At 73.8% G+C, this 13,746-nt stretch carries 15 protein-coding genes; 3 read left to right on the forward strand and 12 right to left on the reverse strand.

Annotated elements, in window-relative coordinates:
- Window positions 1-1,038: an aldo/keto reductase gene (locus tag BIU97_RS09265; RefSeq protein WP_071259570.1), complete on the reverse strand. Its 1,038-nt coding sequence runs from the start codon at window positions 1,036-1,038 to the stop codon at window positions 1-3.
- A gap of 114 nt (window positions 1,039-1,152) precedes the next feature.
- On the opposite strand from BIU97_RS09265, the gene BIU97_RS09270 reads away from it, so the two are divergent.
- Entirely contained in the window at window positions 1,153-1,698 is a 546-nt protein-coding gene (locus tag BIU97_RS09270) for a TetR/AcrR family transcriptional regulator (protein ID WP_071259567.1), read from the forward strand.
- Here BIU97_RS09270 and BIU97_RS09275 read toward each other — a convergent pair.
- Window positions 1,695-2,624: a LysR family transcriptional regulator ArgP gene (locus tag BIU97_RS09275; RefSeq protein WP_071259564.1), complete on the reverse strand. Its 930-nt coding sequence runs from the start codon at window positions 2,622-2,624 to the stop codon at window positions 1,695-1,697. The two genes, BIU97_RS09270 and BIU97_RS09275, sit on opposite strands and share 4 nt — an antisense overlap.
- A gap of 69 nt (window positions 2,625-2,693) precedes the next feature.
- On the opposite strand from BIU97_RS09275, the gene BIU97_RS09280 reads away from it, so the two are divergent.
- Window positions 2,694-3,458: a LysE/ArgO family amino acid transporter gene (locus tag BIU97_RS09280; protein WP_254782954.1), complete on the forward strand. Its 765-nt coding sequence runs from the start codon at window positions 2,694-2,696 to the stop codon at window positions 3,456-3,458.
- A gap of 126 nt (window positions 3,459-3,584) precedes the next feature.
- Here the strand turns inward: BIU97_RS09280 and BIU97_RS09285 are convergent, their stop codons facing one another.
- From BIU97_RS09285 to BIU97_RS09305, 5 genes are all read right to left on the reverse strand, one after another.
- Window positions 3,585-5,060, reverse strand: a complete 1,476-nt coding sequence (locus tag BIU97_RS09285) for an APC family permease (RefSeq protein WP_071259561.1) — start codon at window positions 5,058-5,060, stop codon at window positions 3,585-3,587.
- Between the two features lie 205 nt (window positions 5,061-5,265).
- Window positions 5,266-6,138, reverse strand: coding sequence for a hypothetical protein (locus BIU97_RS09290; protein ID WP_083404756.1), 873 nt, complete (start codon window positions 6,136-6,138; stop codon window positions 5,266-5,268).
- 18 nt (window positions 6,139-6,156) lie between these two features.
- Window positions 6,157-6,978, reverse strand: a complete 822-nt coding sequence (locus BIU97_RS09295; RefSeq protein ID WP_071297496.1) for an alpha/beta fold hydrolase — start codon at window positions 6,976-6,978, stop codon at window positions 6,157-6,159.
- 177 nt (window positions 6,979-7,155) lie between these two features.
- Window positions 7,156-7,668: a methylated-DNA--[protein]-cysteine S-methyltransferase gene (locus BIU97_RS09300; protein ID WP_071259551.1), complete on the reverse strand. Its 513-nt coding sequence runs from the start codon at window positions 7,666-7,668 to the stop codon at window positions 7,156-7,158.
- On the reverse strand, window positions 7,665-9,230 hold the full coding sequence (locus BIU97_RS09305; protein ID WP_071259548.1) for a DNA-3-methyladenine glycosylase 2 family protein: 1,566 nt from the start codon (window positions 9,228-9,230) through the stop codon (window positions 7,665-7,667). Before BIU97_RS09305 ends, BIU97_RS09300 begins: the two co-directional genes overlap by 4 nt.
- A 113-nt stretch (window positions 9,231-9,343) precedes the next feature.
- Between BIU97_RS09305 and BIU97_RS09310 the strand changes: the two genes are divergently transcribed.
- Window positions 9,344-9,922: an MOSC domain-containing protein gene (locus BIU97_RS09310; RefSeq protein WP_083404755.1), complete on the forward strand. Its 579-nt coding sequence runs from the start codon at window positions 9,344-9,346 to the stop codon at window positions 9,920-9,922.
- 15 nt (window positions 9,923-9,937) lie between these two features.
- Here BIU97_RS09310 and BIU97_RS09315 read toward each other — a convergent pair whose 3' ends face one another.
- The 5 genes from BIU97_RS09315 to folE all read right to left on the reverse strand — a co-directional run bounded on the left by BIU97_RS09315 (window position 9,938) and on the right by folE (window position 13,621).
- Entirely contained in the window at window positions 9,938-10,480 is a 543-nt protein-coding gene (locus tag BIU97_RS09315) for a type 1 glutamine amidotransferase domain-containing protein (RefSeq protein WP_071259545.1), read from the reverse strand.
- Window positions 10,481-10,597: 117 nt separating this feature from the next.
- Window positions 10,598-11,251 (reverse strand): HAD-IA family hydrolase, encoded by a 654-nt coding sequence (locus BIU97_RS09320; protein ID WP_071259542.1) that lies wholly within the window; start codon window positions 11,249-11,251, stop codon window positions 10,598-10,600.
- Window positions 11,252-11,370: 119 nt separating this feature from the next.
- Window positions 11,371-12,108 (reverse strand): pyrimidine reductase family protein, encoded by a 738-nt coding sequence (locus BIU97_RS09325; protein WP_071259539.1) that lies wholly within the window; start codon window positions 12,106-12,108, stop codon window positions 11,371-11,373.
- Complete coding sequence (gene folP / locus BIU97_RS09330; protein ID WP_071259536.1) at window positions 12,105-13,007, reverse strand: dihydropteroate synthase; 903 nt, start codon at window positions 13,005-13,007, stop codon at window positions 12,105-12,107. Before folP ends, BIU97_RS09325 begins: the two co-directional genes overlap by 4 nt.
- A complete protein-coding gene (gene folE / locus BIU97_RS09335; RefSeq protein ID WP_071259533.1) occupies window positions 13,004-13,621 on the reverse strand; it encodes a GTP cyclohydrolase I in 618 nt (205 codons plus the stop codon). Before folE ends, folP begins: the two co-directional genes overlap by 4 nt.
- Window positions 13,622-13,746 lie beyond the last annotated feature (125 nt).

Consider the following 13,746-nt stretch of genomic DNA (forward strand, 5'->3'; position numbering starts at 1 on the left):
TCAGGCGCTCGCGGGTCGGTCCGCGACGGTGCGACGGCGCAGCGCAGGGTCGAGGACGGCCGGCGGGTCGTACTGCTGGTCGAGCCGACCGACGTCGGACCCGGGCGGCACGATGGCGTCGATCCGGTCGAGCACCTCGTCCGACAGCACGACGTCGGCGCCCGCGAGCAGATCGTCGAGCTGCTCCATCGACCGCGGGCCGATCAGGGCACTCGTGACCCCGGGGTGCGCGATCGCGAACGCCATCGCGAGGTGGGTCATCCGGATCCCCGTCTCCTCGGACAGGGCCACCACCTGCTCGACCGCGTCGATGCGCCGCTCGTCGCTGTTGTGCCGGAACATGCCGACACGGGCGAGGTCGCTCTCCTGCCCCTTGCGGAACCGGCCGGTCAGCATGCCGCCCGCCAGCGGGCTCCAGACGAGCGCCCCCATGCCGTAGCGCTGGACGACGGGGAGCACCTCGCGCTCGATGCCGCGGTTGAGGATCGAGTACGTCGGCTGCTCCGTGCGGAAGCGCTCGAGACCGCGGCGCTCCGACGTCCACTGCGCCTCGACCTGCATCGAGGCCGGGAAGTCCGACGACCCGATCGCCCGCACCTTGCCGCTCCGCACCAGGTCGGTGAGCGCGGACAGGGTCTCCTCGAGGTCGACGGTGTCGTCCGGGCGGTGCGCCTGGTACAGGTCGATGTGGTCGGTCCGCAGGCGGCGGAGCGAGTCCTCGACCGCGGTCGTGATCCACCGTCGCGAGTTCCCGCGGCGGTTCGGGTCGTCGCCCATCGGCCCGTTGAACTTCGTCGCGATGACGACGTCGTCGCGACGGCCTGCCAGCGCCTTCCCGACGAGGGACTCCGACCCGCCCTGCGAGTAACGGTCGGCGGTGTCGATGAAGTTGATGCCGGCGTCGAGGGCCCGGTGGACGATCCGGATCGAGTCCTGTTCGTCGCCGTTGCCGATGCGGCCGTCGGTGCCGAGCATCATGGCGCCGAGGGCGAAGGGGCTCACCTGGATGCCGGTGCGGCCGAGGGTGCGGTACTGCATGTGCGTGCCTCCTGTCGGTGGCGTTCCGCGGGTCGGTACCGTATCGTGGCACCAAGTGGAACACCCTTCCGGAAGGATACGGAAGGGCTTTCCGTTTCCGCAAGAGGAGGATCCGTGCGCGCCGACGCCCGTCGCAACGCCGACGCCCTGACCGACGCCGCGAAGGCGGTCTTCGCCAGCGACGGCGTCGACGCCCCGGCGAAGGTGATCGCCGATCGAGCCGGAGTCGGCGTCGGGACGCTGTACCGACACTTCCCCCAGCGCTCGGACCTCGTCGTCGCGGTCTTCCAGCAGGCGGTGGACGCCTGCGCCGCCGCCGCTCCGGAGCTCGCCGCCACCCACGCACCCGACGAGGCCCTCGCCCGCTGGCTGCAGCGGTTCACGGAGTTCGTCGCCACGAAGCGGGGCCTCGCCGCAGCCCTGCACTCCGGCGACCCGGCGTTCGAGGCGCTCCCCGACTACTTCCTCGCACACCTCGGCGGCGCACTCGCCGGCCTGCTCGCCGCCGCGGCCGACGCCGGGACGATCCGCGCCGACGTCGACGCCCCACAGCTCCTGCACGCCGTCGCGAACCTGTGCCACGGCGCACCCACCGCCGAACAGAGCCTGCTCATGGTGGGGCTGCTCGTGGACGGCCTCCGCTACCGCGCGACGGTCTAGGCGCCCGCGACCCGTCGCCCCCGTGGCGGGTGCAGCCGGTCGGCCGCCGTCGCCCGGACCGCCTCGGACACCCGCTCGAGCAGCGGTGACGCCAGGTTCCACCGCTGCCACCACAGCGCCACGTCGGCCTGCCGCCCCGGCGCCAGCTCGACGAGGTCCCCGCGCGCGATCGCTCCGAGGCACTGCGCCTCGGGCAGCAACCCCCAGCCGAAGCCGAGAGCGACGGCACGGGCGAAGTCGGCCGAGGTGGGCACGAAGTGGCGCGGGCCACCCGGTGCGTGGCCGAGGACCTGGCGCAGGTAGCCCTGCTGCAGGTCGTCGTCGCGGTCGTAGTCGACGAGCGGGACCTCGTCGAGCCGTCGCAGCATCCGCCGCTCGGTCCCGGTGTCGCCGAGGTACCGCTGGACGAACGCGGGCGAGGCGACGGCCCGGTACCGGTCGATGCCGAGCGGCACCGAGGAGCAGCCCTGCACCGGGTCCGCCTCGGCCGTGACCGCGCCCATCACCGTGCCGGCGCGCAGGAGCTCGGCGGTGCGGTCCTGGTCCTCCCGGTGCAGGTCGAAGACGACCTCGGTGTCGGCGCGGACCAGGGCGAGGGCGTCGAGGAACCAGGTGCCGAGCGAGTCGGCGTTCACCGCGAGGGGGATCGACGGCACGACGGACCCGCCGTCGCCGAGGGCCCGGGCGGTCTCCTCGTCGAGGAGTCGGGCCTGCCGCGCGTGCCGGAGGACCACCTCGCCGTCGGCGGTCGGCCGCACCGGGGTGGTGCGCTGCAGGAGCACCCGGCCGAGCTGCTGCTCCATCGACTTGATGCGCTGCGACACCGCGGAGGGGGTGACCGCCAGCGCGCGAGCCGCGGCGTCGAGGGTGCCGTGGTCGACGGCGGCGAGGAGCGTCTCGAGGTGGTCGCGCTGCAGCCGGAGCATGCAGCTGAGCTTACGGCGCTGCAGGAACGTGAGCTGGTCTACACACGATCACGCCCCTATGGTCGGAGCGTGATCCCCCTGCTCTCCGGCCTCGGCACCGGCCTGGCCCTCATCGTCGCGATCGGCGTGCAGAACACGTACCTGCTCCGGCTCGCGGTGGGTGCCGGGCTCCGTGTCGTGGCCGCGGCGGTCGTGGTGTGCGCGGCCTCGGACGCCGTGCTCATCGTCGCCGGAGTCCTCGGGGTCGGGGCGGTGGTCGAGCGGTTCCCGGCCGCGGTCGTGGTGATCCGGCTCGTGGGCGCTGCGTTCCTGGTGACGTACGGGGTGCTGGCGGCACGGCGGGCACTGCGCCCCTCGGGCGACGCGATGCGCGTGGGGTCCGAGGCGGCCGACGACGGCGTGCCAGCGGTGACGGCGCCCGCGTCCGCCGCGCCCGTGGACGGGCATCGCGCCCCGACTCATCCGGGCGCGGTGCCCGTGCGGGGGCGCGACGCGGGTGCGCCCCGAGCAGCGGCTGCCGCCGACCGGCGCGACCGGGACGTGACCGTGCGGACGGCCGTCCTCACCATGCTCGTCTTCACGTGGGCGAACCCGCACGTGTACCTGGACACGCTGGTGTTCCTCGGATCGGTCGCGAACCAGCAGGGCGTCGACGACCGCTGGCTGTGGACCGTCGGCGCCGTCGCGGCGAGCTGTCTCTGGTTCGCCGCCATCGGGTTCGGTGGACGGCTGCTCCGGCCGTTGTTCGCGAGGCCGGGGACCTGGCGGGTGTTCGACGGCCTGGTCGCCGTCGTGATGCTCACCTTCGGCGTCCTGCTGCTCGTCGGCCTCTAGGAGGCAGGCCACCGCACCCCCGGCGGGCCACCACACCGTGAAACGGACACAGCACCACGCAACCGCGCGGTGCTGTGTCCGGAACCTGGTTCCGGCGGGGACGGGACGTGGCGTGACGGAACGGACCTACTGCATGCCCTGGCCGACGCGGCTGTGGCGGCGGCTGTACCCGAAGTAGATCGCGAAGCCGATGACGAGCCAGACGACGAACCGGAGCCACGTCTCGACCTCGAGGTTGAGCATGAGCCAGAAGCACAGCACCGCCGAGATGATCGGCAGGACCGGCGACCACGGCACCCGGAAGGCCCGCGGGGCGTCGGGCCGCGACTTCCGCAGCACGACGATGCCGATCGACACCAGGACGAACGCGGACAGCGTGCCGATGTTGATCATGCCCTCGAGCTTGTCGACAGCGGTGAACCCGGCGAGCAGTGCGACCACGACGCCGGCGACGACCTGCACGCGGACCGGGGTCTGCGTCTTCGCGTTGGTCTTCGAGAACCAGCGGGGCAGCAGGCCGTCGCGGCTCATCGAGAAGACGATGCGGGACAGACCGAGCAGCAGCACCATGACGACGGTGGTCAGGCCGATGAGCGAGCCGATCGCGATGATGCCGGCGGCCCAGGGCAGCCCGACGATGTCGAACGCCGAGGCCAGGGACGGCGCCTTCTCCTCTGCCAGGCGCTGGTACGAGACCATGCCGGTGATGACGATGCTGACGCCGACGTAGAGCAGGGTCACGATGCCGAGGCCGATGAAGATGCCGCGGGGCAGGGTCTTCTGCGGGTTCTCGGTCTCCTCGGCGCTCGTCGCGACGACGTCGAAGCCGATGAAGGCGAAGAACACCAGGGACGCCGCGGCGAGCAGGCCGAAGACGCCGTACTGCGCGGGCTCCGAGCCGGTGAACCAGGACACGAGCGACTGGGTCCAGACGCTGCCCTCCGAACCACGGGCGGGTGAGGCCGGCGGGATGAAGGGCGTGAAGTTCGCGGCCTTGACGAAGAACGCGCCGGCGACGATGACGAACACGACGATCGCGACCTTGATGACCGTGATGACCGCCGACACCCGCGACGACAGGCGGGTGCCGAAGGCCAGGAGCACCGTGAAGATCCCGACGATCAGGACCGGACCCCAGGTGAACGGGATCGGGCCGAGCTGGATCGTGCTCGGCAGGGTCACGCCGAAGACGTCGAACGCGGTGCTGAGGTAGATGCCCCAGTACTTCGCGATCACGGCGCTGGCGGTGAGGGTCTCGAGGATGAGGTCCCACCCGACGATCCAGGCGAGCAGCTCGCCCATCGTCGCGTACGTGAACGTGTACGCGGAGCCGGCGACCGGGATCGTCGAGGCGAACTCGGCGTAGCACATGATCGCCAGGCCGCAGGTGACGGCGGCGAGCAGGAACGAGATGATGACGCCGGGCCCTGCGAAGTTCGCGGCGGCGTTCGCGCCGACCGAGAAGATGCCGGCGCCGACGGCGACCGCGATGCCCATCGCGGCGATGTCGAACGTCCGGAGGGAGCGTTTCAGGGACCTGCCCTGCTCCTCGGAGTCGGCCAGACTGGCCTCGATCGACTTGATGCGGAGCTTCGGTGCCATGGGGTGGTTCCCGTCATCGACTGGGCGGCGGACCTCGGAAGGGTACTGGTGTACCACCGCGTCACGCAAAGCGTCCGCCCGGACGGTGCGGTCCCGGGAACCCGGTGCCGACCGCGACACCGCGGGACCGCAGGACCGCAGGCAGGACGGCCGGGAGGCGCGGTGCGGCTCCGACGTCCGACTCCCGGCCCGGCGGCGGGTCGGTTCAGCGGGCCGCTCGCCAGTCCGCCAGGAAGCGTGCGCCCGCCTCGTCGTGGATGACGCCGTCCGGCGCCGTGAGCACCGGGTACGGCGTCGCCGGGACACCGTCGGCGGGACGGACGTCGACGTGCGCGACCTCGTGGCCGTTCGCGTGCAGCCAGTCCGCCATGGCGTAGTCGCTGCGCGAGTCCCCCATCGTGCGCCAGGCCGTCGGCAGGTCGCCGTCCTGCGCCAGGAGCTCGAGCGACCGCTCCGCGCCGAGGTCCTTGCCGCTGCGGTCCGACTCGACGTCGGTGGAGATGATGGTCGGGTCGATGCGCCACTGCACCGCACCGTCGGCATCGGGGCGGACGTCGTCGAGGCGGCGCACGCCGAGGCCACGACGCTCGAGCGCAGCCATCGCCTTCGCGTCGAACTCGGCCTGGCGGGCGAGGTAGGTGGCGTTCGGCACCTCGACGCGCTGCTCGATCGAGACCATCGCGTGCTTCGTCTCGTCGAAGAACACCAGGTCGGCGTACTCGGCGCGCACGAGGTCGCGCATCTCGTCGGCGAAGTCCCGCGGGAGCGCGAGGTCCTCGGCGACGGTCAGCTCGCCCATCCCGCCGTCGTACTGCGGACCGATCGAGCACCACACGGCGCCCTTCTCACACACGGCGTGCACGCGGCCGCCCTCGGCGAGGCCACCCGCGAGCAGCGGGCCGACGACCTCGCTCCGGATGAACGCGTCGCTCCGACCCGTGTTGAAGACGACGGGGATGCCCTCGGCGGCCAGGGCGACGATGTCGTCGACGATGCTCGGGATCGCGATGGTGCGCGAGACCGGGCTCGCGATGGGTCCGTCGACGTCGAGCAGGAGACCGAGGCGGGGTGCGTTCACCCCTCCATCCTCTCGCAGTCAGCTGCTCGGCGAGCCGACCCGGGCGAGGAACGCGTCGAGCACCTGACCGACGGCCGCGGGGTCGGGGACGTGGCCCTGCCCGGCGACCTCGGTGTACTCGGACCCGGGCACGGCCCCGACGACGGCGCGTGCCGCCCGACGCATCCACTCGAGGCTGTCCGACCCCGCGGCGACGAGCACCGGCACGCCGACGGCCGAGGCCACGCGCTCCGGGATCGCCAGACCGTTCATGACCCGGACGTCGCGGCCGAGCACGTGCGCGTCGGCCACGAGCGACCGCCAGAGCCCGCTCCGCAGGCGCAGCGCCGAGATCTGTCCCATCGGCACCCCGAGGACGTGCGCGAGGAAGGCGCGCACCGCCTGGGCACGGCGACCGGCGGCGACGTGCTCGTCGAGCAGGTCGGCGAACACCACGTCGTCGGCGTGTGGGTCGACGCTCGCCCGGTACGGCGGTTCGTACAGCACGGCTGCGTCGATCGGCACACCGGCGGCGAGGGCGCGCAGGACCACACCGGCGCCGACGCAGATGCCGAGCGCGGACACCGGGCCGTCGACGCTCGCCACGACGGCGGCGAGGTCCTGGACCTCGCGGTCGACCGACCACGGCCGGGTGTCCCCGCTCGCCCCGCGGCCACGGCGGTCGTAGGTGATGACGCGGTAGCGGTCGCGCAGGGCGGTCGTGACCCGTCCGAGGTAGTGGCTGTCCCGGTGGTCGAAGGCGCCGGCGAGCACGACGAGCGCCGGCCCGGTCCCCGAGTCGGTGACGGCGATGACGGTCCCGTCGGCGGAGACGACGGTGCGGTCGACGTGCTGGTCCATGGTGTCCTTGCGAGGTGGGTCGACGGCGCTGCGTCGGGTCCTCGGGTCGGACCGTGCGGGTCGGTCCGTTCATCGTGACAGCGGAGCGCTCCCACGTCGACACCCGCAACCAGGGGGAAGGGCGGAACGGTCGGTCTGCCACCGCGGCCCCGGGCGGCGCTCCGGTGGCCGGCCGGCTCAGACGAGCGCAGAGGTGCCGACCGATTCCCGCTCGAGCAGGGAGCGCTTGACGTCGAGCCCCCACGCGAAGCCGCCGAGGGTGCCGTCCGAGCGGAGGACCCGGTGGCACGGCACGAACAGGGCCGGGGCGTTCCGTGCGCACACGCTCGCGGCGGCGCGGACGGCGTCCGGTCGGCCCATCGCCGCCGCGAAGCCGGTGTACGTCAGGGTCGTGCCGGCCGGGATGCGGCGCAACTGGCGCCAGCCCTCGGCGAAGAGCTCGGTGCCGAACTGCCGCACCGGCACCTGCATCGCGTGCTCGACGTCGCCGTCGTAGAAGGCGTCGACCGCCCCGGCCGAGGCGACCCGGCCCACGGTGACGTGCTGGGGCCGGTGCCGGTCGGCGATGCGGCCGAGGACGCGGTCGACCGAGTCGGTCCACCCCGAGGCGAGCACGCGCCCCTCGGTGTCCTCGAGCACGGTGAAGGGTCCGTCGGGGGTGTCCAGGGTCTGGATGGTCGCGTGGGTCATCGTTCGTCCTTCCGGGAGTCGGTGGGGCGCACGGCTGCCGCGGCCATCGCGCGGTCGATGACCGGTCGCCAGCAGTGCATCGTCAGGTAGCTCCGCCAGGGCGCCACCTGCTCCGACCATAGGGAGAGCTCGCGCGCCGTTCCGGGCAGGCCGAGGACCTGTGCACCGTTCCGCACCGCGAGGTCGCTGTGGAGGAGGATGTCCGGGTGGTGCCGCACCCGCAGCGCCACCGAGTCGGCGGTCCACGGTCCGATGCCCTTCACGGCGAGCAGCCCGGCGCGGAGCTCGTCGACCGACTGCGCCGCGTCGACGACGAGCGACCCGTCGGCGAGCGCCGCGGTCACGCGCAGAATCGTGTCCACCCGCGCCGCGGGACCGCGCAGGACCTCGGCGCCCCGTTCCGCGATCACGGCCGCCGACGGGAACAGCACCGCGTCGGGTGCGACGGCCGGGTCGACGGGGCTGCCGAGCGCCGCGACGAGCCGGCCCTGCGCCGTGCGGGCCGCCGCGACGGAGACCTGCTGCCCGATGAGGGTGCGCACCACCAGCTCGTGCGCGTCCACCACCCCGGGCAGCCGGATGCCCGGCACGCGGGCCACGGCCTCGGCGAGCTCGGGGACCGACCCGAGGACGGCGTCGACGGCGACCGGGTCGGCGTCGAGGTCGAAGGCGGCACGGACCCGCGCGACGAGTGCGGGCAGGTCCGACAGGTCGGTGACCCGGACCCGCAGGTCGATGCCGGTGCCGCGACCCGACGCCGTGGACCCGGCCGTCCCGGGGACCGCAGCCGTCGCGGTGAAGCGGGCCGGGCCTCCTGGCAGGGAGAGCACCCGACCGTAGGAGGTGACCCGGCCGGCCGGGTCGAGCCCCACCTGCTCCGTGCCCGGCAGCGCGTGCAGCGCGTGCCAGTCGAGCAGGCCCTGCGCGTCGAAGGGCTCGCGGGCGGGCAGGTGCACGTGCAGGTCCCCGTCGGGGGTCGCGCGCGTGGTGCGCCGGGCGCGGAGCTCGGTCGGGGTGACGGCGAAGACCTCGCGGACGGTGTCGTTGAACTGCCGGACGCTCGTGAACCCCGCGGCGAAGGCGACGTCGGCGACGGGCAGGTCGGACGAGGTGAGCAGCGTGCGTGCGGTCTGCGCGCGGTGCGCCCGGCTGAGCGCCTTCGGGCCGGCACCGAGCTCGGCGGTCATGATCCGGTTGAGCTGTCGCTCGGAGTAGCCGAGGCGGGCGGCGAGGCCCGGAACGCCGTCCCGTTCGACGACGCCGTCGAGCACGAGGCGCATGGCGCGTCCGGCGACGTCCTCGCGCAGGTCCCACTCGGGGCTGCCCGGCGTGGCCTCGGGCAGGCACCGCTTGCACGCACGGAAGCCGGCGAGGTGTGCCGCGGCGCTCGTGCGGTAGAAGGTGACGCCGGCCTCGCTCGGGGTCCTGGCGGGGCAGGACGGCCGGCAGTAGATGCCGGTCGAGTGCACGGCCGTGACGAACTGGCCGTCGAACCGGGCGTCGCGCGAGGCGACGACGCGGTGCCGTTCGGCGTGCAGCGGGTCGGTGACGGGGGTGGACACCGGTCCAGCGTGGCACGCACCACCGACGCGGTTCTGGCGGGAATCGGACGGGGCAGTGCGGGTCGCGTCAGGAGCGGGGCGGTCGACCGGGAGGCCCGACTAGCGTTGGGCGGGTGAGTTCCGGAGACGACGCGGCCGGTCCCGGCGACCTGCCGTACGCCACCGAGGTCGAGGTCGCGCTGCTCCTGGTGTCACGGCGGCACCGGTACCTGGGGCGGCCGTCGGACGGCGCCGAACCGGTGCTGCCGACCGATCCGGACGAGCGCCGCGACCGTGTCGAGCTGCGCGCGGGCCTCGGGATCGTCGGGGACCGGTACTTCGCCTCGCGGGCGCACGTGCACGCGTCCGTGACGGTGATCGGCCTGGAGTCGCTCGAGGCCGTCGGCGCCGAGCTCGGGGTACCGGTGGACCCGGTCGCGACCCGGCGGAACGTGTTCCTGCGCGGGGCCGACGTCGAGGCGCTCCGCGGGGAGCCGTTCTCGCTGACGAGCACGGCCGACGGGTCGGTCCCGGTGCTGTTCCGGGGTCACCGGCCGGCGAACCCCTGCGCCTGGATGGACCACGAGGTGGCGCCGGGGGCGTTCCGGGCGATGCGCGGACGGGGCGGCGTGCGGTGCGACCCCGAGTCCGACGGTGTGCTCACCCTCGGACCCGCGGTGCTCCGCACGACCCGCCCCGTCGCGCTGCGCTGACCGGCGGGTGCGGTCCTACGCGGTGAGGACGCGCTCGATGCCGTCGACGAAGGCGGGCAGGTCGTCGGGGTTGCGAGAGGTGACGAAGCCGTCGGCGACCTGGACCTCCTGGTCCACCCACTCCGCGCCGGCGTTGCGGACGTCGGTCTGGAGCGACGGGTACGAGGTGATCGTCTTGCCGGTGAGGACACCGGCCTCGATGAGGGTCCACGGACCGTGGCAGATCGCGGCGACGGGCTTGCCCGCCTCGACGAACGACTTCACGAGCGCGACGGCCTGGCCGTCGGTGCGCAGGGTGTCCGCGTTGATGGTGCCGCCGGGGACGACGAGTGCGTCGTAGTCCGCCGCCGTGACACCGTCGATGGTGGTGTCGACGTCGACCGACTTGCCCGGGTCCTTGTCGCCGACGAGGGTCGCGATCGAGCCGGACTCCTGCGCCGCGACCGTCACGGTCGCACCGCGCTCGCGCAGCTGGTCGGTGGGGACGACGATCTCGTCCTGCTCCACGCCGTAGTTCGTCGCGATGACGAGGATCTTCTTGCCGTCGAGGGCTGCCATGGTCGCTCCTTCCGCGGCCCGGTGGTTCCGGCCGCACTTCCTGCGCGGTCGGTGTCCCGGCCGCTCGTCCAGGGTCGTCGCCGACGGCTGGGCACGTCCGCAGGACGGAGCCGACGTTCAGCCTCGGATGCGGAAAGCGGCCCCGTCGGCCGTCACGGTGATGCCGTCGTACCCCGGCACGCGGTGCAACCCGGCCGTGACGTCCGACTCGTGCCCGCCCACCACGACGGTCGTCGCACCGGAGGCGATCGCGGACTCGAGCCCGGCCGGCGCGTCCTCGAAGGCGACGCAGTCGGCGGCGTCGACGCCGAGCAGGGCGGCGCCGCGCAGGTAGCCGTCGGGGTGCGGCTTGCCGTGCTCGACGTCCTCCGAGGGCACGAACGCCGGCGGCATCGTCAGCCCGGCGGCGGCCATCCGCCCGACGGCGAGGTCGCGGGGCGCGCTCGTCACGAGCGCCACGGGCACGCCGGCCGCGAGGAGCCGCTCGACGAACGCCGCGGCGCCCGGGATCTCGGCGATGCCCTCGGTGTCGGCGCTCTCCTCGTCGACCAGGCGGGCGGCGATGCGCAGCTGCTCGTCGGTGTCCAGGTCGGGCAGGAAGCGCTGGATCGTGCTGATCGCCTGGCGGCCGTGCGAGAACGCGAGGATCTCGGCGGGGTCGATGCCGTGCTCCTCGGCGAAGCGCGTCCAGGTCGCCTCGACCACCGCGGTCGAGTCCACCAGGGTCCCGTCCATGTCGAAGAGGACCCCGGACGCCACGATGTCGATCACACGCCCGACCCTAGCGCCCGCGTGTCCGACGGGCCCGGGGCGGTGTCGAGTGAGCAGGAGACGTCGGGTCGAGCGGGCCGGGGCGACGTCTCCTGCTCACTCGGTGCCCGAACGGCCCGTCAGCGTGCGCGGACCCACCGCGTCAACAGCACCCCGCCCTCGCCGAGCAGCACGTGTGCCGGCCGCATCCGCCGCAGCTCGGGCGATGACCCTGTCGCGATGCGGGGTCCGGCGCCGCCCTCGAGGGACGGGTCGATCGTCAGGGTCAGCTCGTCGACGGCGTCCGCGGCGACGAGCGCCCCGAGGAACGACGGACCGCCCTCGCAGTGGATGCTCCCGAGCCCACGGGCGGCCAGCGCGCCGAGCACCGCGGCGACGTCGACGGACGGAGCCCCGCACGCCACGACGTCGGCGACCTCGGCCAGGGCACGACCGGACGACGACGCCGCGCCGGACGCCGACGTCAGGACGACCGGCCGCACCGGTGCCTCGGTGAAGACCCGCGAGGACGCGTCGAGCGACGCCGAGTTCGTCACGATCGCGAAGACGGGGTGGTCGGACAGGCCGCGCGCCCGCCGCCAGGCGACGTCGGCGTCGTGCAGGACCATCGGGCCGTAGCCCTCGTCACGGACGGTGCCGGCGGCGACGAGCACGACGTCGGCCACCCGGCGGAGCAGGTCGAACACACGCAGGTCGTCGGCACCACCGAGCGCACCCGTCCGGCCCGCCGCGGTCGCCGACCCGTCGAGGGTCGCGACGAAGTTGACGCGGAGCCAGCGGTCGCCGACGCCGTCGGTGTAGAGCGCGAGCAGGTCGTCGTCCGACAGGTCGGCGACGGACGGGGGCAGCGGGTTCACGTGTTGTGCCTCGACTCCACCGGTGCCCGCCAGCCGAGCGTCGCCTCGACCATGCGCATCGCGTCGACGCTCTCGGCGACGTCGTGCATCCGGACGATCCGGGCGCCGAGCACCGCACTGAGGGTGGCGACGGCGAGCGACCCGGCGAGGCGCTCGCCACGGGGGCGGCCGAGCGACTCCCCCACGAAGTCCTTGTTCGACACCGCCGCGAGCACGGGGTAGCCGAGTGCGACGACCTCGGGCAACCGCCGGGTCAGTTCGAGCGTGTGCACCGTGTTCTTGTTGAGGTCGTGGCCGGGGTCGACGACGATCCGGGACTCCGGGATCCCCGCGGCGAGCGCCCGGTCGACCCGCTCGCGCAGGAACCCGACGACGGACGCGGTGACGTCGTCGTACCGGGGCGGCGCGGCGAGCGGACGGCGCGGTTCGGCGGTCGAGTGCGTGATGACGACCGTCGCCTCGGAGTCGGCGACCACGTCCGCCATCCGCGGGTCGCGGAGTCCGGTCGTGTCGTTGACGACGCTCGCGCCGGCGGCGATCGCCGCGGCCGCGACCTCGGGTCGGAAGGTGTCGACGCTGATCGTGACGTCGGACTCCTGGGCGAGCTGCCGCACGACGGGCACGACGCGGTCGATCTCGTCGGCCGCGGGGAGCTCGGGCCCCGGCGCGAACTTCACCCCGCCGATGTCGACCCAGTCCGCACCCTGCTCCGCCGCGCGCACGGCCGCCGCGACCGCACGGTCGAGCGCGAACGTCGCGCCGCGGTCGTGGAACGAGTCGGGCGTCCGGTTCACGATCGCCATGACGGCGATGCGGTGGTCGAAGTCGACGGTCCGCCGTCCGATCGTGCGGACCGGGTCGCGCAGTTCGGGGACGACCCACCCGGGCGGGCTCGTCACGCGTCCGCCCCCGGCTCGGCGGCCGGCGGCGTGGCCGACCCGGCACCGATGAGCGCGATCGCCTCGGCCCGTTCCGCGGCGCCGGCCAGCGTGCCGTTCGCCGCGACCGTCACGGTCGTCGAGCTGTTCTGGCGCTCCCCGCGGCTCGTGACGCACTGGTGCTGTGCGTCGAGGACCACGAGCACGCCCGCTGCGCCGAGGCCCTCGGCGATGGTCGCCGCGACCTGTTCGCCGAGCCGTTCCTGCAGCTGCGGGCGGGAGGCCACCGCGTCGAGCACGCGCGACAGGGTGCCGAGGCCGATGAGCCGCTCGCCCGGGGCGTACGCCAGGTGCGCGACCCCGAGGAACGGCAGCAGGTGGTGCTCGCAGACCGAGCGGAACCGGATGCCGCGGACGACGACGAGCCGACCGCGCTCCCCGTCCTCGGCGTGCACCGTGCCGTCGCGGGCGATCGCGACCGCGTCCGTGCCGATGCCGCTGAAGAACTCGGCGTACGAGTCGGCGACCCGGGACGGCGTGCGCACCAGCTCGGGGCGGTCGGGGTCCTCGCCGACGGCGAGCAGGAGTTCGCGCACCGCGGCCTCGACGCGGGCGCGGTCCAGGGGAGACGTCACCCGCTCATCCAACACCAGCCGCGCGCCGTGGACGCGAGCGGCCGCCCGCCATGACGTCCCCGGGGACGCGCGCCGGGCCTCCTGTCCGGAAGCCCTGTGAGGATCCTGTGACACGCGCGAAACCC

Source organism: Curtobacterium sp. MCBA15_009, from assembly GCF_001864895.1.
In the GTDB taxonomy this organism is placed as follows: domain Bacteria; phylum Actinomycetota; class Actinomycetes; order Actinomycetales; family Microbacteriaceae; genus Curtobacterium.